The following is a 22516-nucleotide window of genomic DNA, read 5'->3' as shown; positions in this document are numbered from 1 at the left end:
AGCTCGAGCCGCCGCACCCCCACAGGGGCTCGGGGCTGCGTCGATTTGCGGCGCCGCCGCGTGAGCGCGAGCAGTCGCCGGCCCGCAGGGGCGCTGCTGCCCCCAGCCGAGCGCCGATCCAAGCCCAGCAACGGAACCCGACAGCTCGAGCCGCCGCACCCCCACAGGGGCACGGGGGCTGCGTCGATTTGCGGCGCCGCCGCGTGAGCGCGACCGCCCCCGCCGGCCCGCAGGGTCGCTAATGCCCCCAGCCGAGCGCCGATCCAAGCCCAGCAACGGAACCCGACAGCTCAGGCCGCCGCACCCCTGCCCCCAGCGGAGCGGTCATTCAGGGTGAGCGGCGGGATGTGAGGGTGCAGGCCGTTGTGATCGCTGCTGTTGTGAGGACGGCTGCCGTGGTCAGTGGGAGCAGGGGGGTGGGGATCCTGCCCGACTGGGAGCCGGTGACCAGGTCGCTGACCGCCGCCTGTGCCGGGGAGCCCGTCGTCACCGCCGACAGCAGCGCCGTGAGCAGCATCGCCGGGACCGCGCGGCCGGGTGCGCGCAGTACCGGATAGTTGGTGAGCGCGCCGACCGCCGTGCCGAGCAGTGCGCAGGCCTGCGCGGCGAGGAGCCCGGCCGCGGCCGCCGGGAGCAGTGCGATCCGGGTCCGGTTGTCCGTGCTGACCGGCGCGCTGATCAGGGTCACGACGAGGACCGCGGCCGTACCGAGCGCCGCCGCGGCGATCAGGGCCACCAGCAGCCGGGCCAGATGCGCCCGCCCAGGCCCGGAGGCCGCGGCCACGCAGGCACGGGCCGCGGGCGGCTCGACGGTGACGCAGATCCGTACCAGCCAGGCGGCGACGGGCAGCAGCGCCGCGGCCGTGTAACCCAGCGAGTCGAGGACGGGCTGCCCGCTCTGCACACCGATGCCGAGGAACGCCGCGTACAGGATGACCGGCGGCAGCCAGCGCTGCGAGTGCAGCAGAAGGGCGGCCTGGTAGCGCAGGAGGGCGGTCATCGCTCCCCCCGGCCGTCCTTGTCGAGGGCCTGCACGCTGACCACGTGCCACGGCGGGCGCGCCGTCAGCAGGGTGCGCAGTACGACGTCCGAGTGGGAGGCGGGGACGGTGAGGCGGTAGGTGCCCGGTGCGGTCTCCTCCACGGAGACGAGGGCGCCCAGTGCCTCGACGGGCGGCTGCCCGCCCTGCACCTCGACCACCACCCGCGGGCCGTCGTGCGTCACGGCGTTCTCGCGGGTACGGCGTTCGAGGCCGCCGTCACGCACCGTGTACGTGGTGTCGGGCGCGCCCGCCAGTCGGCGCGGGTCGTGATCGACGAAGACCACGGCGCAGCCCGCGGCGGTGCGCTCGGCGACGGCCCGCTCCAGTTCGGTGCGGGCGGCGACGTCCAGCCCGGTCCAGGCCTCGTCGAGGACGAGCAGCTCCGGCTCGGCGAGCAGGGCCTGCGCGACGGCGACCTTCTGGCTGCTGCCCTTCGACAGCTGGGCCATGGGGGTGCGGGCGTGGGCGGCTGCCCCGAAGCGGTCCAGCCATTCGCCCGCGGCGCGGATCGCCGTACGGCGGGAGAGGCCGTGGATGGTGCCGAGGTGGGTGAGGTAGCCGTGCGCGGTGAACGGGAGGGCCGACGGGAAGCGTTCGGGGACGTATGCCGTGCGGGGGCGGCCGGTGATGCGGCCCTCGCTGGGGGCGTCCAGGCCGGCCAGCAGACGCAGGAGGGTGGACTTGCCGGTGCCGTTCGGCCCTTCGACGCGGGTGAGTGTGCCCGGCACGACGGCGAGGTGGACGCCGCGTAAGACCCAGGGGCCGCGCATGCCGTAGCGGCGGCCGACGTTGTCGAGCCGAAGATCACGTTGCATGACGGCATCCTCGCAAACCGGCACGGCCCGGCACCCCCTTAAGGTTGGCCGATGTGAGCCAAGATGTGACGTCCGCCGACGACAGCCCTTTCCGGTCCGAGCCCAACGAGCGCGATCAGGCACCCCAGTTCGTGCTGCCTCTCGTCGTGCACATCGAGAAGGCCGCACCGCCCGCCCGTACCGACGCACTGGAGACCGCCGCCCGGGCCGTACTGGTGATGCTCAGCGACGAGCGCTCCCTCGGCGACGGGGAGTGGGCCCAGGTCATGCGGGACTGGCAGGACGCCCGGATCCGCAAGGTGGTGCGGCGCGCCCGCGGTGCCGAGTGGCGGCGGGCCGAGGCGCTGCCCGGGATCACGGTGAGCGGCAAGTCGGCGGAGGTACGGGTGTTCCCGCCCGTACCGCTCGACGGATGGCCCAAGGACCTGGCCAGGTTGCAGGTCTCCGGCACGGATCTCGACGACCCGGAGCCGCCGGCGAAGGCGGATCCCGCGGTGCCCGTGCTGTGGCTGAACCCCGACCTCGACATGTCCGCAGGCAAGGCGATGGCGCAGGCGGGCCACGGTGCCCAACTGGCCTGGTGGGAGCTGTCGGACGAGGAGCGGACTGCCTGGCGGGACGCGGGTTTCCCGCTCGCCGTACGGAGCGCCGACCCGGGACGCTGGGGCCAACTGACCACGAGTGGGCTGCCGTTGGTGCGGGACGCGGGCTTCACCGAGATCGCGCCCGGCTCCTGCACGGTGGTGGCCGATCACCCGGCGCTGCGCTGACCCGGACCCGCTGCGGCTTTGCCAGTCATTTAGCTTTTTTTCTTCCGCTTGAACAATGCGGGGGCCCCGCCCGTACTTCCCGGCATGCGGATCAACGGTACGGCCCTGCTCCTCGCGGCCATCGTCGTCACCATCGGAGTCATCGCGTTCCCCGTCTGGTCCTACGCCGACCGGTCGGGCACGGGTCAGGCCAACGTCGCGGCGGGAACGGTGAACACTCAGTGGGGCCCGCTGACCGCCGCCGACCGCGATCTGATCGTGCGGGTGCGGCTGGCCGGCCTGTGGGAGCTGCCCGCCGGGCAGCAGGCGGTCGAGCGCGCGCCCAGCCAGGCGATCAAGGAGGCGGGCGACCACCTCATCGTCGGCCACACCGACCTCGACAAGCGGGTACGGATCGTCGCGGCCCGGCTCGGCGTCGAACTGCCGAACCAGCCGAACGAACAACAGCAGGGCTGGCTGCAGGAGATGACCGCGGCGACGGGCGCGGAGTACGAGTACAAGTTCGTGAACCTGCTGCGCTCCGCGCACGGCAAGATCTTCCCGGCCATCGGCACCGTCCGGAACTCCACCCGGAACACGCTCGTACGCCAGCTGGCCTCGGACGCCAACCAGACGGTCCTCGACCACATCACGGTGCTGGAGAAGACCGGCCGGGTCGACTTCGACGCCATCGCCAACGACGCGGTGGCCACCACGACCGCCAGCCCCACCGGCCCGTCCGCACCGGTCCCCGGCCAGGTGGCGCCCTCGGCGCCCGCCGCCGAGGCCACCGGTGACATCGGCACGACCTCCCGGCCGTCGCCGGGCGCCCCGGGCACCGTCAACACCAGCCGGCCGGATCCGGTGGACTCCGAGGGTGTGCTGCGGTGAGCCGAGCCGACCGCGCCGAACCTCAAATGTTGCTCTGAAGGTCCCGGCGACGGGATTCGCGTCCGAGCGGCGGGGCCATACCCCCGTCACGTTCTTCGAGGAGACGGCAGGGAGGGGACGGACCATGGAGCGACTGGGAACGGGCATCGGGTGGCGGCCGGAGATCGCCGACGCCGTGGAACGCATGCCGGGCATCGACTGGGTCGAGGCCGTGGCCGAGAACGTGTGCCCAGGGCACCTCCCCGAGTCGCTGCGGCGGCTGCGCGAGCGCGGGGTGACCGTGATCCCGCACGGCGTCTCGCTCGGCCTCGGCGGCGCCGACCGGCCCGACGAGCACCGGCTCACCGCACTCGCCGAGCGGGCCGAGGCGCTGGGTGCGCCGCTGGTCACCGAGCACATCGCGTTCGTACGGGCCGGCGGGCCGCTGACGGCGTCCCCGCTCCTGGAGGCCGGTCATCTGCTGCCCGTGCCGCGCACCCGGGACGCCCTCGACGTGCTGTGCGAGAACGTCCGCATCGCACAGGACGCCCTGCCGGTGCCGCTCGCCGTGGAGAACATCGCCGCGCTGATCTCCTGGCCGGGCGAGGAACTGACCGAGGGGCAGTTCCTGTACGAGCTCGCCGACCGGACGGGCGTGCGGCTGCTGATCGACGTGGCCAACCTGCACACCAACCACGTCAACCGCGGCGAGGACCCGGCGAAGGCGCTCGCGGAACTCCCGCTGGAGGCCGTCGCGTACGTCCATGTCGCGGGCGGCTTCGCACGCGACGGCGTCTGGCACGACAGCCACGCCCACCCGGTGCCGCAGCCGGTCCTCGACATCCTGACCGACCTCGCCTCGCGGGTCTCGCCGCCCGGGGTACTGCTGGAGAGGGACGAGAACTTTCCCGAACCCGCCGAGCTGGAAGGGGAGCTGGAGGCCATCCGGGCAGCCGTGGCGAAGGGACGGGCGATATGCGAGGAGACCGTGGCAGAGGCGGCGGAGGCGGCCCCGGACTCCGTCGTCGCCCCGGCGAGCGACGCCGCCCGGCAGCGACTCGGGCTCGCCCAGGCCGCCCTGCTGTCCGCGCTCGTGGCCGGGACGCCCGTGCCGGAGGGGTTCGACCGGGTGCGGCTCGGGGTGCAGGCGCGGGCGCTCGCCGGGAAGCGGGCGGATGTCGTGGCCAAGGTCGCGCCCGAGCTGCCGGAGATCCTCGGGGACGCCTACCGGCCCGCCTTTCTCTCGTACGCCCAGCGTCACCCGATGACCGGCGGCTACCGCCGGGACGCCCTGGACTTCGCCGGGCAGCTGCTGCTCGACGGACGCCTGGAAGAGAGCCGCGCCCGGCGGGAGCTCAGGCAGTGGTGGCTGGAGCGGTCGGGGCCCGTCCCGCGCTCACAGCGGCCGGCGGTGCGGATGGCCAGGGCGGCCCGGCGGGTGCTCCTGCACCGCTGAGCGCCAGGGTGACGGCCGCGACAGCGGGGACCGCCGAACCCCGCAGTAATATGCGGTGCCGTAGGAGGCACCATGCGACCGCGACCACCTGTCACCGGCCGAGGCATATTCAGCGGCACCGGGGTCATCATCATCGGCCTGACGGCCACCCTGCTGGCGTTGATCTTCCCGATCTGGTCGTACGCCGACCGGTCCGGCACCGGCGTCAGCGCCGACGTACTGAACGCCGAAACCGTCTCGACGCAGTACGGGCCGCTGTCCGCGCTCGACCGCGACTTCATCACGAAGGTCCGGCTGGCCGGCCTGTGGGAGCTGCCCGCCGGACAGCAGGCCGAGCAGAAGGGGACCACCGAGGCCGTACGGACCGCGGGCCAGCACCTGGTTCTGGGGCACACCTTCCTCGACCAGCGGGTACGGGACGTGGCGGCCAAGCTCGGGCTGCAGCTGCCCAACGAGCCCAACGACCAGCAGAAGCAGTGGCTGGCGACCCTGAACGCGGCGCAGGGCACGGACTACGACAGCAAGTTCGCCAACATCCTGCGGCTGGCCCACGGCAGGGTGTTCTCGGTCGTCGCCCAGGTCCGCGCGAGCACCCGCAACTCGCTGGTGCGCGCGCTCGCCGACGACGCCAACACGACCGTGCTGGACCACATCAAGGTCCTGGAGGCCACGGGCTACATCAACTGGGACGCCCTCGCCCAGGACCTGGCCTCCCCGAGCGCTCCCCCGCCGGCCGACCCGACCACGGGCCCCGGTCCCGTCCTCCCGCTGGAGCCGTCCTCGTCCCCGACCTACACGCTGCCGCCGGCCGCCTCCAGTCCGCCGCCGTGACCTCTGCCAGGCCCGGCAAACGGAACGTCACATACCCACAACACTCCGTCCACATCGTGAAAAGGGCATGGCATTTCCCGGGGCATCTGGCATAGAAACGCGGCATGTTCTGGGTTGTTCTCCTGTTGCCGGCCTGGGCCGTCGCCGGTACCGCGTGCACGCGGTTGTGCCTGGCCGCCGTACGTGCGGCGGCCGCGGACGCGGACCTCGCAGCGCAGGACAGGCATCATGATCTGACGCTCTACGAGGCCGCGTTCCTGTCCGGCGGACCCGGCAGGGTCGCCGATCTGACCCTGGTCTCCATGGCCCGGCAGCGGCGCCTGCTGCTCGCCCACACGGGCTGGGCGACGGTGGTCGACCCGCGCGGCCGGGACGAGATGGAGCGGTCCGTCATAGGGGCCATCGGGCCGGAGGGGCAGAGCCGCATCGCCCCGGTCCGGGCCGCGGCGGCCTCCGCGGACGCCGTCGCCGGTCTCGGCGACCGGCTCGTCGACGCGGGCCTGGCCGTGCCCGCCGGTGCCCGGACCACCGTCGCGGCCGGAGTGCGCCAGGTACAGCTCGCCGCGCTGGCCGTGCTCGTGCTGGGCGCGATCGCGCTGCTGCTGCCCGCCCGGCCGGAGATGCCGCGCGGCCTGATCGCCCTCTGGTTCGCCCTGCCGCTCGCGCTGACGCTGAGCTGCCTCGCCATCGCCCGGATCGAGGCCCACCCCTACTCGCGCTGGGCCTCCCCGGCCGGGCAGCGGCTGCTGGGCGCCCTGACCCGGCGCGCCTCCAACGGTGACGACCGTACGTATCTCACCACCGTCGCCGTACGAGGCGTCCGCGCGATCGGCGAACCGGACCTGCGCGCAGCTTTCGCGCACCGCGAGCAGTCCTGGCGCGAACCACACGTCAGGGGCGCATAGGGGGCATTGAGGCCGACACCGCCGGGGCGGTGCTTGCCTTCTGCATGCACCGAACGAAACATCCCTTTTGTCGCTGCCATGCACCGAAGGGATACGTCATGAGAGCTGCCGCCCTCTACTCGGCCGCCGGATCGCTGGTCCTGACCGCCCTCGTGGCCGCCCCGGCAGGCAGCGCCCCCGTCGCCCCGGACGCGGCCGAGCTGCAGGGCACGGCGGTGGCCGCCGCGCGCGCCCGGGCGGCCGGCATCGAGTTCGGGAAGTGCGCCGCCGCGCAGGACATGCCGGGCAAGATGGAGTGCGGCACGGTGTCCGTGCCGCTCGACTACGCGCATCCCCGCGGCAAGCAGATCAAGCTGACCGTCAGCCGGGTGACGGCCACGCACAAGGACCCCCAGAACAGCAAGCGGCGGGTGCCCCGCCAGGGCGCCCTGGTCTACAACCCCGGCGGGCCCGGCGGCGACGGCCTGTACTTCCCGCTCGTCGGGATGCTCCCGGAGTGGAAGCGGCTCGCGGCGGCCTACGACCTGATCGGCTACTCCCCGCGCGGCGTCGGCAAGTCCTCACCCCTGTCCTGCGAGGAGCCCAAGCTCTTCTTCAAGGCACCCTCGCAGGCGCCGACGTACCCCTCGGAGGCGTACAAGCAGGAGCGCATCAAGGAGGCCAAGGCCTACGCGACCGGCTGCGCCAAGCGGTCCGGCGGCGGTCTGCAGTACTTCAACTCGCTCAACAACGCCCGTGACCTGGACGTCGTGCGGGCGGCGCTGGGCGAACAGAAGCTGACGTTCATGGGTGCGTCCTACGGCACCTACTTCGGGGCGCTGTATGCGACGCTGTTCCCCTCGCACGTGCGGCGGATGGTGTTCGACTCGGCGGTGAACCCGGATCCCGAGCAGATCTGGTACCGCAACAACCTCGACCAGTCGGCCGCGTTCGAGAAGCGCTGGGCGGACTTCCGGGAGTGGATCGCCCGGCACGACGACGTGTACGGGCTGGGGAAGACGGCCGACGCGGTGCAGGCCAGCTACGAGAAGGCAAGCGAGCATCTGGCGGCGAAGCCGGCGGGCGGCAAGGTGGGACCGGCGGAACTGCAGGCGGCGTTCCTGTCGGCCGGGTACTACGACGACTACTGGGCGACCCGTGCGAAGGCGCTGTCGGCGTATCTGAAGGGCGATGCGAAGCCGCTGGTCGAGCAGGCCGGCCCGGCCACCGAGACGGCCGCCGAGGCGGAGAACACCAACGCGGTGTACACCGCCGTCGAGTGCAACGACGCGCCCTGGCCGACGGACTGGAAGGTCTGGGACCAGGACAACACGCAGCTCGCGCAGGTGGCTCCCTTCGAGACCTGGGACAACGCGTGGATGAACCTGCCGTGCGCCTACTGGCCGGCGCCCCGGCAGCAGCCGCTCGATGTGCGGACCGGGCCGGGTGAGCTGCCGCCGACGCTGATCCTGGCCGCCGAGCGGGACGCGGCAACGCCCTACGACGGTGCCGTGGAGCTGCACCGGCGGCTGAACGGCTCGGTCCTGGTGACCGAGCGGGGGGCGGGCACGCACGGCATCGCGGGCGGCCCGAACCGGTGCATCAACGGCTACCTGGACGCGTATCTGCTGGAGGGCCGGCTGCCGGAGGAGGAGGCGTCCTGCGCCCCGCACGCGGAGCCTAACCCGGCCGCGACGGACGGCCGGGCACACCCGGCGCCCATCAAGGAGAACCTGAAGGGCAAGACGGCCCGGCCGTGACGGTGCGCTGCCTGGCGGATCTGCGGCGCCGCCGCGGGGCCCAATGACCGTGCCCGACTGCGGCGCCGTCGTGGCTGGTCGCGCCCACGCGGCGGAGCCGCATATCGATACAGCCCCGCGCCCCGTTGGGGCGCGGCAGAACCGCAGCGAATTTCGCTCGGCCTGCTTACGCCAGGCCCGCGACGAGTTCCGCGATGTCCTTGCGGCGGCCCGTGTAGAACGGGACCTCCTCGCGGACGTGCATGCGGGCCTCGGAGGCGCGCAGGTGGCGCATGAGGTCGACGATGCGGTACAGCTCGTCGGCCTCGAAGGCCAGGATCCACTCGTAGTCGCCGAGGGAGAACGAGGCGACCGTGTTGGCGCGCACGTCCGGGTAGCCGCGGGCCATCTTGCCGTGGTCGGCGAGCATGCGGCGGCGGTCCTCGTCGGGCAGCAGGTACCAGTCGTAGCTGCGCACGAAGGGGTAGACGCTGACGTAGTTGCGGGGCGTCTCGTCGGCGAGGAAGGCCGGGATGTGCGAGCGGTTGAACTCGGCGGGGCGGTGCAGCGCCATGTTCGACCAGACCGGCTGAAGGGCGCGGCCGAGCCTGGTGCGGCGGAAGAGGTTGTACGCCTCCTGCAGCTGGTCGCTGGTCTCCGCGTGCCACCAGATCATGAGGTCGGCGTCGGCGCGCAGGCCCGAGACGTCGTACGTGCCGCGGATCGTCACGTCCTTCGCGGCGAGCTGGTCGAACAGCTCCTGGACCTCGTCGGCGTAGCCCGCGCGGTCCTCGGGCAGCACGTCCTTCAGCTTGAAGACGGACCACAGGGTGTAGCGGATGACCTCGTTGAGGTCCTTGGCCAGCTTGCCCTTGTTCGCGATGCGGTCCGGGGCGGTGGTGGGGGCGTCGTCACTCATGCGGCTATTCTCCCGCTCCGCCGTGCAGACTCTGCACCGGGTTGGCGGTGAGCTCCTCCACACCGCTCAGGTCCCCGCCGATCTGGTCGACGGCCGCGTAAGCGCTCGCGATGCAGGCCGGGATGCCGACGCCGTCGTACTGGGCACCGCAGACGGCGAGGCCCGGCAGCTTGGCGACGTGCTCGCGGATGCGGGCCACGCGGGCGTGGTGGCCGACGGGGTACTGGGGCAGGCCGTCGGTCCAGCGGGTGACGTGGGTTTCGAGGGGGGTTGCGTCCAGTCCGGTGGCCTCGCGCAGGTCGTGACGGGAGACGTCCACCAGGCCCGTGTCCTCGCGCTGGAGGATCTCGGTCTCGCCGTACCGGCCGACGGATGTGCGCAGGACGACCGTGTCCGGGTTCTCCTCGGCGATCCAGCCCCACTTCTGGGAGGCGAAGGTCGACGCCTTGATGGTGCGTCCGTCCACCGGCGGGACGAGGAAGCCGCTGCCCTCGGGGAGGGCGGTGTCGGCGCGGCGGTAGGCGAGGGTGACCAGGGCCATGGAGGCGTACTCGACGGCGGCGAGTTCCGTGGCGGCCTCCGGGGCCTCGGGGCGCAGGAGGCCGACGGCCGCGGGGGCGGGGACTGCCACGACGACGGCGTCCGCGTGCAGCACACGGTCGCCGGCGACGACACGCCAGCCGCCGGAGGTCTCGCGGCGCAGCTCGGTCACCGGCGTCCCGGTCAGGATCTCGCCGCCGCGTGCGCGCACCGAGTCCGCCACCGCGAGGGGCAGGCTGCCGATGCCGCCCCGGATGCCCATGAAGACGGGTCCGGTCTGCTGGGCGGCGGCCATCCTGGCCTGGAGCTCCCGAACGCCCTCCGTGAGCGAGTCGTGCGTCTTGGCGACCTGGTACAGCTGCGGGACCGCCGAGCGCATCGAGATGCGATAGGCGTCGCCCGCGTAGACGCCGCCGAGGAGGGGTTCCACCAGGCGGTCGACGACCTCGCGGCCGAGCCGGGCCGCCACGTACTCGCCGACCGCGATGTCGTCGCCGACCTCCGTGCGCGGCAGGTCGGCGTCGCGCTCGATACGGGCCAGGCCCTCGTCGGACAGGACGCCGGCCAGCGCGGCGGCGGTGCCGGGGACGCCCATGACGTGGCCCTTGGGCATGGGACGCAGGGCGCCGCGGGTCCAGATCGAGGCCGTCGCCGTGGCCGGCGGCTGCAGCCGGTCGTCGAGCCCGACCTCGCGGGCGAGGGCCACCGCCTCCGGTCTGCGCGCCAGCATCGACTCGGCGCCGAAGTCCACGCGCGCGCCCGCGATCTCGCCGGGCAGCAGCTTGCCGCCGACGCGGTCCGACGCCTCCAGCACGGTGACCCGCGCACCCTGCTGCAACAACCGGTGGGCCGCGGCCAGTCCGGCGATCCCGGCTCCGACGACGACGACCCGCCCGGCGCCCGTACGACTCTCCACTTCGCGCATGTCCTCAAGCGTCTCAGACCCCTCTGACAGCCCGTCGGCGACCCGGTGTCCTTCACGAGTCCCGACCGTGACCGCTTCGGGACCGTCCGGATCCAAACGTCCCGGCCTCTTGGGGCGTCGAAGGAGCGTCAGTCGTCACGACCCTCGGGGGTACACCCACATGCGCGCACCACGTCCCGTACGACCCGTCCCGGCCCTGGCCGCGATCCTGCTCGCCGCGGCTCTCGCACTCACCGGATGCAGCGGGAGCAACTCCGACTCCGGAGGCGGCACCACCGCCGACAAGGCCGCCCGGAGCGACGGGAAGGCCGCCGCGCCGGGCGGTGAGAGGAACGCGAGCGGCGCCGGGGCCAAGCGGGCGCCGAAGCTCACCGCGAGCAGCATCATCCGCACCGCCTCGCTGACCGTGCAGGTCAAGGACGTACCGAAGGCACTCGACGAGGCCCGTACGACGACCGAGAACGCGGGCGGCTACGTCGGCGACGAGACCACCAGCCGGGACGAGAAGGGCCACGAGCGCACCCGTGTCGTGCTGCGTGTGCCGGTCGACAGGTACGACGAGGTCCTCGCCGGCCTTCAGGGTGCGGGCCGGCTCCTCGACCGCACCGCGAAGGCCGAGGACGTCACCGACCAGGTCGTCGACGTGGACAGCCGCCTCAGGTCGCAGCGGGCGAGCGTGGCCCGGGTCCGGGAGCTGATGGACCGGGCCGGCAAGCTCAGCGACGTGGTGGCGCTGGAGGGCGAGCTGAGCAACCGGGAGGCCGATCTGGAGGCGCTGCTCGCCCAGCAGGCCTCCCTGAAGGACCGCACCAGCCTCGCGACGATCACCCTGTCCCTCTCGGAGACACCGGTGAAGGCGGCCGCGAAGGACGAGAGCCCCGGGTTCCTGGACGCGCTGGCCGGCGGCTGGGGCGCGTTCGTGACGATGCTGCGCTGGCTCGCGGTGGCGTTCGGCGCGGTGCTGCCGTTCGCCGCGGTGGCGGCCCTGCTCGCGCTGGTGTGGCTGCGGCTCGTCCGGCCCCGGCTGCCGCACCGCCCCGCCCTGGAGTCCTCGGCGGCACCGGCGAACGGCAAGAACGAGGAGTGACGGGCACGGGCCTGAAATGCCGCGCCCCCGTAGCGTGTTCGCATGGACATGAGCGCTGCGAGGGAACGACTGGTCGTGATCGGCGGCGATGCCGCGGGGATGTCCGCGGCGTCGCAGGCACGCCGTCTGAAGGGCCCCGACGAGCTGGAGATCGTGGCGTTCGAGCGCGGCCACTTCACCTCCTTCTCGGCGTGCGGCATCCCGTACTGGGTGGGCGGCGACGTCGACGAACGGGATCAGCTGATCGCCCGTACCCCCGACGAGCACCGCGCGCGGGACATCGATCTGCGCATGCGGACGGAGGTCACGGAGATCGACGTGGCGGGCGGCCGGGTACGCGCGCGTGACGTCGATTCCGGCGACGAGTCCTGGACGTCGTACGACAAACTCGTGATCGCGACCGGTGCCCGCCCGATCCGCCCGGACATGCCCGGCGTCGACGCTCCCGGTGTGCACGGCGTGCAGACGCTGGACGACGGCCAGGCGCTCATCGACTCGCTCACGCGCACGCATGGCCGTAGCGCGGTGGTCGTCGGGGCGGGCTACATCGGCGTGGAGATGGCGGAGGCGCTCATCAAGCGCGGCTACGAGGTGACCGTCGTCAACCGCGGCAGCGAGCCGATGTCCACGCTCGACCCCGACATGGGCCGCCTGGTGCACGAGGCCATGGAGGGCATGGGCATCACCATGGTCGACGACGCCGAGGTCACCAAGGTGCACACCGGCGAGGACGGCCGAGTGCGGGCGGTGGCCACGGAGGACGCCGAGTACCCGGCGGACGTCGTGATCCTGGGCATCGGCGTACGCCCGGAGACGGCACTGGCCGAGGCCGCCGGGCTGCCCCTCGGTGCCCACGGCGGCCTGCTCACCGACCTGTCGATGCGGGTGCGCGGGCACGAGAACATCTGGGCCGGCGGCGACTGCGTGGAGGTCCTCGACCTGGTCTCAGGGCAGGAGCGCCACATCGCCCTCGGCACTCACGCCAACAAGCACGGCCAGGTCATCGGCACCAACGTCGGCGGCGGCTACGCCACCTTCCCGGGCGTCGTCGGCACCGCGGTGTCCAAGGTCTGCGACCTGGAGATCGCCCGCACGGGCCTCCGGGAGAAGGACGCCCGCCGGGTCGGCCTCCAGTTCGAGACGGTCACCATCGAGTCAACCAGCCGCGCGGGCTACTACCCGAACGCCTCCCCGATGACGGTGAAGATGCTCGCCGAGCGGCGGACCGGCCGCCTGCTCGGCGTCCAGATCGTCGGCCGCGAGGGCGCCGGCAAGCGAGTGGACATCGCAGCGGTCGCCCTCACGGCCGGCATGACGGTGGAACAGATGACGTCCCTGGACCTGGGCTATGCCCCACCGTTCAGCCCGGTCTGGGACCCGGTGCTGGTTGCCGCCCGCAAGGCGACGGCGGCCGTGAAAAAGGGCGCCTCCTGACGGGGGTGCGGGCAGCACACCCGCACCCCCACGGCGAAACCCCTACGCCGAGCCATTGATCCGTTCAATGGCTTGCCGCGCCTGCTCCGCCGGAGGCCGCGGCGGCAACGACGACACCGAAGCCGTAGCAGCGACAGCCGCAGGCTGCTCCGCCGCCGGCTTCGCATGCGCAGCCCCCCGTACGGACCTGAGCCGGTGGCTCACCGCCTCGTCCAGCGTCACCGGCCGCTGCATCTGCGAAGCCAGCCGTCCGGCCTCCTGGCCGAGCCGGGCGACGTCCTCCCAGGGCAGCCTCACCACCAGGGAGAGCTCCGCCTCCCCGTCGGGCGTGGCGTGCATCGGAGGAGTAACTCGGTCGTTCATCGCCTGTTCCTCACGTCGTCCCCGCGACCCGCCTTCCCCGTGCCGCGGGCGGTTGAGGAGACATACGCACGCGCGCGTGACCGCGTTCACCGATTCGCGCGGTCCACCGGGGGCACTAATTCCTTGTGGTCATACCCGTCCATGATGTGAACCCGGTGCGCCGCACCCCCTGGGTCACGTACGCACTGATCGCCGCGAACGTGTACGTGTTCCTTTCCACGCCCGGCCTGGCCGGTTCCGTGGCGGGTGACAGCAGCCTGTCCCAGCTGTGCCATCTGCAGGCGTTCCTGGACCACTACGCGGCCGTACCAAGGGAGTTGATCCACCATCAGATGCCCCGGGTGGTCCCGACCGGCGACATAGGAGTGGGCGCGCACGGGGCGGGCTGTGTGGTGGGGCCGCCGAGCTACGACAAGTCGCCGCCCGTGTCGGTCTTCACCGCGATGTTCCTGCACGGCAGCTGGCTGCATCTGCTCGGCAACATGCTGTTCCTGCTGATCTTCGGCAACAACGTCGAGGACCGTATGGGGCACATCAGGTACGCGCTGTTCTACGTCGTCTGCGGCTACGCGGCGTCGTACGGCTTCGCGCTGGCCAACGCCGACTCCTCCGACCCCCTGATCGGCGCGTCGGGAGCCATCGCCGGGGTCCTGGGCGCCTATCTGGTGCTGTATCCGAAGGCCAGGGTCTGGATCCTCGTGCCGTTCCTGCTCTTCCTGCCGCTGAGGCTGCCGGCCTGGCTGGTGCTGGGCTTCTGGTTCGTACTGCAGGCCCTGTACTCGTCCGGCGAGGGCGTCTCCACCGCGGGGACGGTGGCGTACGCGGCGCACGTCGTCGGCTTCCTCGTCGGCATGCTGCTCGCCTGGCCGCTCAAGCCGGGCACGCCTCCGCCGCCGGAACCGCGCGGCCTGGTGTTCGGCAGGAGGGCGCGGCCCCGGCACACGTGGTGAGCCGTGGAGAACAGGTCTAGCGGGCCGTCTGCGTGTGGACGTACTCCACGAGCCGGGTCAGGGCGTCGGGGTCGGTGGACGGCATGACGCCGTGGCCGAGGTTGAAGACATGGCCCTCGAGGCCCGCGGCCGCCTCGAGGACCTCGCGGGTCTTGGCCTCGACGGCCTCCGTGGAGGCGAACAGGACGGTCGGGTCGAGGTTGCCCTGGAGCGCCTTGCCGGGGCCGACCCGGCGGGCCGCCTCGTCGAGCGGGACCCGGAAGTCGACGCCCACGACGTCCGCGCCCGCCTCGCCCATCAGCCGCAGCAGCTCGCCCGTGCCGACACCGAAGTGGATGCGCGGCACGCCGTACCCGGCGACGGAGTCGAGGACCTTCGCGGAGGCGGGCAGCACCGAGCGGCGGTAGTCGGCCGGGGCGAGGGCGCCGGCCCAGGAGTCGAAGAGCTGGACGGCCGAGGCGCCCGCCTCGATCTGCACCTTCAGGAAGGCGGAGGTGATCTCCGCGAGGCGGTCGAGCAGGTCGGCCCAGAGCTCGGGGTCGCCGTACATCATCGCCTTGGCGTTCTCGTACGTGCGCGACGGGCCGCCCTCGACGAGGTAGCTCGCAAGGGTGAAAGGGGCCCCGGCGAAACCGATGAGGGGGGTCGGGCCGAGCTCGCGGGTCAGCAGGCCGATCGCCTCGGTGACGTACGGGACGTCCTCGGGGGTGAGGTCGCGCAGCTGGGCCAGGTCGGCGCGGGTGCGGATCGGGTGCGCGACGACCGGGCCGACGCCGGGCTGGATGTCGAGGTCGATGCCGATGGCCTTGAGCGGGACGACGATGTCGCTGTAGTAGATCGCCGCGTCCACGCCGTGCCGGCGCACCGGCTGGAGGGTGATCTCGGTGACGAGTTCGGGGCGCGTGCAGGACTCCAGCATCGGGATGCCCTCGCGGACCTTGCGGTACTCGGGCAGGGAGCGCCCGGCCTGCCGCATGAACCACACGGGCGTGTACGGCACGGGCTCGCGCCTGCACGCCTTGAGGAAGGCCGATTCGTACGTGGCTGACGGCTGTGTCCGGGCCTGGCCCGCGGGGCTCTCGTTCGCACTCACGACCGCAAGTCTCGCACGGCGCCCGAGGCGCTACGGCCGGGGTTCATGAGGCACTATCCGGACATGCGGACCCCGCACGGGTGTCCCTCCCTGCGCGAAGCCCCCGTTCCCCTTAATCTTCCCCGCATGGCTGCGGCTCAGGGACGACTGTCGGACGGCGCTGACGGAATGGACGACACCAAGGACGGGGATCGGAATGGCGGCGGAACGCCGCCTCCGTTGCCCTTCCGGGCTGCCGTCGACGCGCTGCGGACCGCGCGGCTGCGGCCGCAGATCGAGATCGAGCCGGCGCCGGCGCCCAAGCGGCTCGCCCCCTTCGCGTACGCGCTGGAGGCGACCGTCGTCGACGGCGACCAGGACCTGGCCGACGGCCGCCTGGTACTGCTGTACGACCCGGACGGGCACGACGCCTGGCGGGGCGCCTTCCGGCTGGTGACGCTGGTGCGTGCGGAGCTGGAGCCGGAGATGGCCGCCGACCCGCTGCTGCCGGACGTGTGCTGGTCCTGGCTGACCGGCGCGCTGCAGGCACGCAGTCTGTCGTACGGCGAGGCGAGCGGCACCGTCACCCGGGCGAGCTCGCACTACTTCGGCGGTCTGGCGGAGCGCCCGGCGGCCTCGCAGATCGAGATCCGTGCCTCCTGGACGCCCCGCGAGGGCCTGGGCGGGGTCCCGGACACGGCGTCCCACCTGGCCTCCTGGTGCGATCTGCTGGCCCAGGTCGCGGGCCTGCCGCCGGCCGGTCCGGGTGATGCGTCGGTCGTGACGCTGCCGCAGCGGCGGGACCCGCAGGCACGCTGACCGGCGCCTCGGCCGCCTTCTTGACCGTCACTTTGTCGATACGGCCACTTTCGGTCAAGAACAGCGCCGCGGATGAACCGATTCGTTCATCGCACGATCGATCGCGTGTCCGAATTGCACTAATTGATACTCACTAAATCGTGATCTTTCCCTAAAGGACTTCGGGTTTGGTGCCGAAGACGACTGTGACCTTGAAAGCCGTCCCGCACCCCAGGAGGCCTGGTGTCCGTTCTCCTCGAGCAGCCCGCAAGCCTGGTCGCCTACCGCCCGAACAAGCCGACCGCCATGGTGGTCGTGGCCGATCCCCGCGTCCGCTCCACCGTGACCCGCCATCTGTGGGCGCTCGGTGTGCGTGACGTCATCGAGGCCTCGTCCATCGCGGAGGCTCGTCCCCGCATCGGCAACCCCCGCGACATCTGCGTCGCCGACGTCCACCTGCCCGACGGCTCCGGCCTCACCATCCTCTCGGAGACCCGCGCGGCGGGCTGGCCCAACGGCCTCGCCCTGTCGGCCGCCGACGACATCGGCGCCGTGCGCAACGCCCTCGCGGGCGGCGTCAAGGGCTATGTCGTGACCGGCACCCGTACCAACGTCGGGCTCCCCACCCGGCCGGGCGCCGCCCCCATCGGATCCGCCGCCGCGCGTATGCACCGCCGCCCCCCGGGTGCCCCGAGCCACCCGGGTGGCTACCGCGAGCTCTCCGGCCGCGAGGTCGAGGTGCTGCGACTGGTCGCGGAGGGCCAGTCGAACAAGGCGATCGGCGTCTCGATGGGCCTGTCCGCGCTGACCGTCAAGAGCCACCTCGCCCGCATCGCCCGCAAGCTCGGCACGGGCGACCGCGCCGGGATGGTGGCCGTGGCCCTGCGGACCGGCATCATCCACTGACCCGTACCCCTCAGCCCCTTACCTCTCCCCTTCCCCCTCTCGCTCCCCTCCCCCTCTCTCCTCTCCCTCTCCTCGGCCCTCTCCCCTGCACATCACTGCCATTCACGGACGTGAACAGGATCGACCGCTGATCCCCCGCCCGTGTCCCACCTGTCGTGAACCGGATCTTTCACCGACCTGACTGGTTTACGACCCCCAGGCGCCCGTCGACGGAACGTTACGTCGGCGGGCGCTGTCCATACACAGATACCCTTGACACGTGACCGACGCCCAAGAGACCGCAGCAGACAGCTCACTGCGAACCACCGGAGGCGCCCCTCCGGAAGACGGCGGAACATCTGTTACGGGGGCGCCGAACGCAGAACCGAGCCCTGAACCGATCCCTTTGCTCGAGCCGCGCGAGGGCATCCCGCCCGTGATCGCCGACGCGGACGCGCTCGCCGAGGTCGTCGCCGCCTTCGCGGCCGGTTCAGGACCCGTCGCCGTCGACGCCGAGCGCGCGTCCGGCTACCGCTACGGACAGCGGGCCTATCTCGTGCAGCTGCGTCGCGAGGGCGCCGGGAGCGCGCTGATCGATCCCGTGGCCTGTCCCGATCTCTCCGCCCTCGGTGAGGCGCTCTCCGGCGTCGAATGGGTGCTGCACGCGGCCACTCAGGACCTGCCGTGTCTGCGCGAGATAGGCATGGTACCCACGCGGCTGTTCGACACCGAGCTGGCGGGCCGTCTCGCCGGGTTCCCCAGGGTCGGCCTCGGCGCCATGGTCGAGAACGTCCTCGGCTTCGTGCTCGAAAAGGGCCACTCAGCCGTCGACTGGTCCACCCGCCCGCTGCCTGAGCCCTGGCTGCGGTACGCGGCGCTGGACGTCGAGCTCCTGGTGGATCTGCGCGACGCGCTGGAGAAGGAGCTGGACCGGCAGGGCAAGCTGGAGTGGGCCCAGCAGGAGTTCGACGCGATCGCCTCGGCTCCGCCGCCGGAGCCCCGCAAGGACCCCTGGCGGCGTACCTCCGGGATGCACAAGGTGCGGCGGCGCCGGCAGCTCGCCGTGGTGCGGGAGCTGTGGCAGACGCGGGACCGGATCGCCCAGCGGCGGGACGTGTCGCCGGGCAAGGTCCTCGGGGACGCCGCCATCGTGGAGGCGGCGCTCTCCCTTCCGGGCAACGTGCACGCGCTGGCCGCCCTGAACGGCTTCGGGAACCGGATGGGGCGGCGGCAGCTGGAGCAGTGGCAGGCCGCGGTGGACCGCGCGAAGGCCCTGCCGGAGGCGCAGCTGCCGGCGCCGGGGCAGCCGGTGACCGGGCCTCCGCCGCCGCGTGCCTGGGCCGACAAGGACCCGGCCGCCGCGGCCCGTCTCTCGGCCGCACGGGCAGCGGTGTCCGCGCTGGCCGAGCAGCTGAACATGCCCCAGGAGAACCTGATCACGCCGGACACGGTGCGGCGGGTGTGCTGGGAGCCGCCGAAGGTCGTCGACGCGGACTCGGTCGGTGCGGCGCTCGCAGGTTTCGGCGCGCGGCCCTGGCAGGTCGAGCAGGTGACGCCGGTGCTGGTCGCGGCATTGTCCGCCTAGGAGCGCGTACCGGGTCGTGATCAATCGGCGGCCCCAGAGGCTCGCCGGCTCCTCCTCGGGTGTGACCTTCACCGCTCCGGGCTACAGGGGTGTGCAGGCACGTTACCCGCAAGTAGCATGGACCTGAGCGCGCGCTCAGCGCTTGCGCTTGCGCCGTGCAGCAGTGCCATCCCGCATCTGGAGGAGAGCCATCGTGCCTCGTACCGTCAGGGACGTCGTCTTCGTCGACGGCGTCCGTACCCCGTTCGGCAAGGCGGGCCCGAAGGGCATCTACCACGAGACCCGCGCCGACGACCTCGTCGTGAAGGCGATCCGGGAGCTGCTGCGCCGCAACCCCGGCCTCGACCCCAAGAAGATCGACGAGGTCGCCATCGCCGCGACCACGCAGATCGGTGACCAGGGGCTCACCCTCGGCCGCACGGCCGGCATCCTCGCCGGGCTGCCGCAGTCGGTCCCGGGCTACTCCATCGACCGCATGTGCGCCGGCGCCCTGACCGCCGTGACGACCACCGCCGGTTCGATCGCCTTCGGTGCCTACGACGCCGTCATCGCCGGTGGTGTCGAGCACATGGGCCGGCACCCGATGGGCGAGGGCGTGGACCCGAACCCGCGCTTCGTCAGCGAGAAGCTGGTCGACGAGTCCGCGCTGTTCATGGGCATGACCGCGGAGAACCTGCACGACCGCTACCCGACGATCACCAAGCAGCGCGCCGACGAGTACGCCGTGCGCTCGCAGGAGAAGGCCGCCAAGGCGTACGCCAACGGCAAGATCCAGCAGGACCTGGTGCCGATCTCGGTGCGCCGCACCAACGCGGAGGCCGGTGAGACGGGCTGGGGCCTGGTCACCGCCGACGAGCCGATGCGCCCGGGCACCACCCTGGAGAACCTCCAGGGCCTGAAGACGCCGTTCCGTGTGCACGGCCGCGTCACCGCCGGTAACGCCGCCGGTCTGAACGACGGCGCGACCGCCTCGATCATCGCCTCCGAGGACTTCGCCCGCGAGAACAACCTGCCGGTCAAGATGCGCCTGGTCTCGTACGCCTTCGCGGGCGTCGAGCCGGAGGTGATGGGCTACGGCCCGATCCCGGCGACCGAGAAGGCCCTCGCCAAGGCGGGCCTGTCGATCGAGGACATCAACCTCTTCGAGATCAACGAGGCCTTCGCCGTCCAGGTGCTCGCCTTCCTGGAGCACTACGGCATCGCCGACGACGACGCCCGCGTCAACCAGTACGGCGGCGCGATCGCGTACGGCCACCCGCTGGCCTCCTCCGGCGTCCGGCTGATGACGCAGCTGGCCCGCCAGTTCGAGGAGCAGCCGGAGGTCCGCTACGGCCTCACCACCATGTGTGTCGGCTTCGGCATGGGCGCCACGGTGATCTGGGAGAACCCGAACCACAAGGACGCCGGAGGCAACAAGTGAGCACCACCGAACTCCTGAAGGGCGCGGCCGAGCTGTTCCCGGACGAGGTCGTGACGTCCGCGCACGTACGCCACCTCGACCTGCCGTTCGGCGCCGGGCGCTTCGCCCTGATCACGCTGGACAACGGCTTCGACCACACCAAGCCGACCACCTTCGGCCCGGCCTCGCTGGCGAACCTCAACACCGCCATCGACCAGGTCGAGAAGGAGGCCGCGGCCGGCGAGATCGTCGGTGTCGGCATCACCGGCAAGCCGTTCATCTTCGCCGTCGGCGCCGACCTCAAGGGTGTCGAGCTTCTCAAGGAGCACAAGGACGCGCTCGCTATCGGCAAGGGCGGCCACGAGGTCTTCAAGCGTCTGTCGGGCCTCGCGGTGCCGACCTTCACGTACTACAACGGTGCCGCGATGGGCGGTGGCGTCGAGGTCGGTCTGCACTGCACGTACCGGACGGTCTCGAAGGCGCTCCCGGCGTTCTCGCTGCCCGAGGTCTTCCTGGGTCTGGTCCCGGGCTGGGGCGGCTGCACGATCCTGCCGAACCTGATCGGTGCCGACAAGGCCGTCTCGGTGATCATCGAGAACAGCCTCAACCAGAACAAGCAGCTCAAGGGTCAGCAGGTCTTCGACCTCGGTATCGCGGACGCGATCTTCGAGGGCGCCGACTTCCTGGAGCAGTCGCTGATCTGGACCGCTCAGGTGCTCAAGGGTGACGTCGAGGTCGAGCGTCCCGTGATCGACCGCGGTGAGGCCTGGGACCAGGCCGTCGCCAAGGGCCGGTTCATCGCGGACTCCAAGGTGCACGGCGCCGCCCCGGCCGCCTACCGCGCCCTGGACATCATCGCCGCCGCCAAGAACGGCGACCTGCAGCAGGGCTACGACGCCGAGGACAAGGCGCTCGCCGACCTGATCATGGGTGGCGAACTGCGCGCCGGCATCTACGCGTTCAACCTGGTGCAGAAGCGCGGCAAGCGTCCTGCGGGCGCCCCGGACAAGAACCTGGCGCGTCCGGTCACCAAGGTCGGCGTGGTCGGCGCGGGCCTGATGGCCTCGCAGCTCGCCCTGCTCTTCCTGCGCCGCCTGGAGGTGCCGGTCGTGCTGACCGACATCGACCAGGAGCGCGTCGACAAGGGTGTGGGCTACGTCCACGCCGAGATCGACAAGCTGCTCGGCAAGGGCCGTATCAACCAGGACAAGGCCAACCGTCTCAAGGCCCTGGTCACCGGCGTGCTGGACAAGGCGGAGGGCTTCTCCGACGCGGACTTCATCATCGAGGCCGTCTTCGAGGAGATCGGCGTCAAGCAGCAGGTGTTCGCGGAGGTCGAGGCGGTCGCCCCGGCGCACGCGATCCTCGCGACGAACACCTCCTCGCTGTCGGTGACGGAGATGGCGTCGAAGCTGAAGAACCCCGAGCGGGTCGTCGGCTTCCACTTCTTCAACCCGGTCGCGATCCTGCCGCTGCTGGAGATCGTGCGCGGCGAGCAGACCGACGACGCGTCGCTGGCCACCGCCTTCGCCGTCGCCAAGAAGCTGAAGAAGACCGCGGTGCTGGTGAAGGACGCCCCGGCGTTCGTCGTGAACCGCATCCTCACCCGCTTCATGGGCGAGATCCAGAACGTCATCGACGAGGGCACCCCGGTCGAGGTCGCCGAGAAGGCCGTCGAGCCGCTCGGTCTGCCGATGTCCCCGCTGGTGCTCCTGGAGCTGGTCGGCCCCGCGATCGGTCTGCATGTCTCGGAGACCCTCAACCGGGCCTTCCCGGACCGCTTCACGGTCTCCCCGAACCTCGCGGCCGTCGTCAAGGCGGGCAAGCGCGGCTTCTACGTCTACGACTCCGGCAAGCCGGAGCTGGACCCCGAGGTCGCCGCGCTCCTCAAGCAGGGCGATGTCGTCCTGACCGAGGAGCAGGTCCGTGACCGTGTCCTCGACGCCGTCGCCCAGGAGATCGGGCTCATGCTCGACGAGGGTGTCGTCGCCGAGGCCCAGGACATCGACCTCTGCCTGATCACGGGCGCCGGCTGGCCCTTCCACCTGGGCGGCATCACGCCGTACCTGGACCGCGAGGGTGTCTCGGAGCGCGTGAACGGCAAGAAGTTCCTGGCTCCTGGCCTGGCAAGCGTTCCTGCGTAAGGGCACTGCCCTGTAAGGGGGCGGGTCAC

General features: G+C 71.8%; 20 protein-coding genes. 14 read left to right on the top strand and 6 right to left on the bottom strand.

What is annotated here, in order from left to right; translation table 11 throughout:
- Nucleotides 1–328: 328 nt before the first annotated feature.
- Together ACIBW9_RS32020 and ACIBW9_RS32015 are read right to left on the bottom strand one after the other, a co-directional pair.
- Entirely contained in the window at nt 329–1000 is a 672-nt protein-coding gene (locus ACIBW9_RS32020; RefSeq protein WP_398960510.1) for an ABC transporter, read from the bottom strand.
- Nucleotides 997–1857 carry an ATP-binding cassette domain-containing protein gene (locus tag ACIBW9_RS32015; protein WP_398960509.1) on the bottom strand — a complete coding sequence of 287 codons (861 nt, stop codon included), beginning with the start codon at nt 1855–1857 and terminating at the stop codon, nt 997–999. The genes ACIBW9_RS32020 and ACIBW9_RS32015 overlap by 4 nt, the downstream gene beginning before the upstream one ends.
- Nucleotides 1858–1910: 53 nt before the next feature.
- Between ACIBW9_RS32015 and ACIBW9_RS32010 the strand changes: the two genes are divergently transcribed.
- From ACIBW9_RS32010 to ACIBW9_RS31985, 6 genes are all read left to right on the top strand, one after another.
- Nucleotides 1911–2627, top strand: coding sequence for an aminoacyl-tRNA hydrolase (locus ACIBW9_RS32010; RefSeq protein WP_398960508.1), 717 nt, complete (start codon nt 1911–1913; stop codon nt 2625–2627).
- An 84-nt stretch (nt 2628–2711) separates the two neighbouring features.
- Nucleotides 2712–3497, top strand: a complete 786-nt coding sequence (locus ACIBW9_RS32005; protein ID WP_398960507.1) for a DUF4142 domain-containing protein — start codon at nt 2712–2714, stop codon at nt 3495–3497.
- A gap of 124 nt (nt 3498–3621) precedes the next feature.
- Nucleotides 3622–4932, top strand: coding sequence for a DUF692 domain-containing protein (locus ACIBW9_RS32000; protein ID WP_398960506.1), 1311 nt, complete (start codon nt 3622–3624; stop codon nt 4930–4932).
- A gap of 72 nt (nt 4933–5004) precedes the next feature.
- Entirely contained in the window at nt 5005–5763 is a 759-nt protein-coding gene (locus ACIBW9_RS31995; protein WP_398960505.1) for a DUF4142 domain-containing protein, read from the top strand.
- Between the two features lie 104 nt (nt 5764–5867).
- Nucleotides 5868–6668, top strand: a complete 801-nt coding sequence (locus tag ACIBW9_RS31990) for a TIGR04222 domain-containing membrane protein (protein ID WP_398960504.1) — start codon at nt 5868–5870, stop codon at nt 6666–6668.
- Nucleotides 6669–6766: 98 nt separating this feature from the next.
- On the top strand, nt 6767–8407 hold the full coding sequence (locus ACIBW9_RS31985) for an alpha/beta hydrolase (RefSeq protein ID WP_398960503.1): 1641 nt from the start codon (nt 6767–6769) through the stop codon (nt 8405–8407).
- 166 nt (nt 8408–8573) lie between these two features.
- On the opposite strand, the gene hemQ is transcribed toward ACIBW9_RS31985, so the two are convergent.
- A complete protein-coding gene (gene hemQ / locus ACIBW9_RS31980) occupies nt 8574–9305 on the bottom strand; it encodes a hydrogen peroxide-dependent heme synthase (RefSeq protein ID WP_344401859.1) in 732 nt (243 codons plus the stop codon).
- A 4-nt stretch (nt 9306–9309) separates the two neighbouring features.
- On the bottom strand, nt 9310–10800 hold the full coding sequence (gene hemG, locus ACIBW9_RS31975) for a protoporphyrinogen oxidase (RefSeq protein ID WP_398960757.1): 1491 nt from the start codon (nt 10798–10800) through the stop codon (nt 9310–9312).
- A 130-nt stretch (nt 10801–10930) separates the two neighbouring features.
- Here hemG and ACIBW9_RS31970 point away from each other — a divergent pair, with 130 nt between their 5' ends.
- Both ACIBW9_RS31970 and ACIBW9_RS31965 read left to right on the top strand, forming a co-directional pair.
- Nucleotides 10931–11857 (top strand): DUF4349 domain-containing protein, encoded by a 927-nt coding sequence (locus ACIBW9_RS31970; protein WP_398960502.1) that lies wholly within the window; start codon nt 10931–10933, stop codon nt 11855–11857.
- A gap of 42 nt (nt 11858–11899) precedes the next feature.
- A complete protein-coding gene (locus ACIBW9_RS31965) occupies nt 11900–13291 on the top strand; it encodes an FAD-dependent oxidoreductase (RefSeq protein WP_398960501.1) in 1392 nt (463 codons plus the stop codon).
- A gap of 42 nt (nt 13292–13333) precedes the next feature.
- On the opposite strand, the gene ACIBW9_RS31960 is transcribed toward ACIBW9_RS31965, so the two are convergent.
- Nucleotides 13334–13654 (bottom strand): hypothetical protein, encoded by a 321-nt coding sequence (locus tag ACIBW9_RS31960; RefSeq protein ID WP_398960500.1) that lies wholly within the window; start codon nt 13652–13654, stop codon nt 13334–13336.
- A gap of 125 nt (nt 13655–13779) precedes the next feature.
- Here ACIBW9_RS31960 and ACIBW9_RS31955 point away from each other — a divergent pair, with 125 nt between their 5' ends.
- On the top strand, nt 13780–14604 hold the full coding sequence (locus ACIBW9_RS31955; RefSeq protein ID WP_398960499.1) for a rhomboid family intramembrane serine protease: 825 nt from the start codon (nt 13780–13782) through the stop codon (nt 14602–14604).
- 16 nt (nt 14605–14620) lie between these two features.
- On the opposite strand, the gene hemE is transcribed toward ACIBW9_RS31955, so the two are convergent.
- On the bottom strand, nt 14621–15697 hold the full coding sequence (gene hemE, locus ACIBW9_RS31950) for a uroporphyrinogen decarboxylase (RefSeq protein WP_398960498.1): 1077 nt from the start codon (nt 15695–15697) through the stop codon (nt 14621–14623).
- Between the two features lie 126 nt (nt 15698–15823).
- Here hemE and ACIBW9_RS31945 point away from each other — a divergent pair, with 126 nt between their 5' ends.
- The 5 genes from ACIBW9_RS31945 (at nt 15824) to ACIBW9_RS31925 (ending at nt 22487) form a co-directional block, all read left to right on the top strand.
- A complete protein-coding gene (locus ACIBW9_RS31945) occupies nt 15824–16495 on the top strand; it encodes a DUF3000 domain-containing protein (protein ID WP_398960497.1) in 672 nt (223 codons plus the stop codon).
- A 222-nt stretch (nt 16496–16717) separates the two neighbouring features.
- Nucleotides 16718–17380 (top strand): response regulator transcription factor, encoded by a 663-nt coding sequence (locus tag ACIBW9_RS31940; protein WP_030939825.1) that lies wholly within the window; start codon nt 16718–16720, stop codon nt 17378–17380.
- A 259-nt stretch (nt 17381–17639) separates the two neighbouring features.
- Nucleotides 17640–18944, top strand: a complete 1305-nt coding sequence (locus ACIBW9_RS31935) for an HRDC domain-containing protein (protein WP_398960496.1) — start codon at nt 17640–17642, stop codon at nt 18942–18944.
- A gap of 193 nt (nt 18945–19137) precedes the next feature.
- Nucleotides 19138–20364 carry an acetyl-CoA C-acyltransferase gene (locus tag ACIBW9_RS31930; RefSeq protein ID WP_344401850.1) on the top strand — a complete coding sequence of 409 codons (1227 nt, stop codon included), beginning with the start codon at nt 19138–19140 and terminating at the stop codon, nt 20362–20364.
- Entirely contained in the window at nt 20361–22487 is a 2127-nt protein-coding gene (locus tag ACIBW9_RS31925; protein WP_398960495.1) for a 3-hydroxyacyl-CoA dehydrogenase NAD-binding domain-containing protein, read from the top strand. The genes ACIBW9_RS31930 and ACIBW9_RS31925 overlap by 4 nt, the downstream gene beginning before the upstream one ends.
- Nucleotides 22488–22516 lie beyond the last annotated feature (29 nt).

The organism is Streptomyces sp. NPDC049541, from assembly GCF_044465725.1.
Classification (GTDB): Bacteria; Actinomycetota; Actinomycetes; order Streptomycetales; family Streptomycetaceae; genus Streptomyces.
Note: the sequence above shows the minus strand (reverse complement) of the source record. Positions and strands in the feature narration are given on the sequence as shown.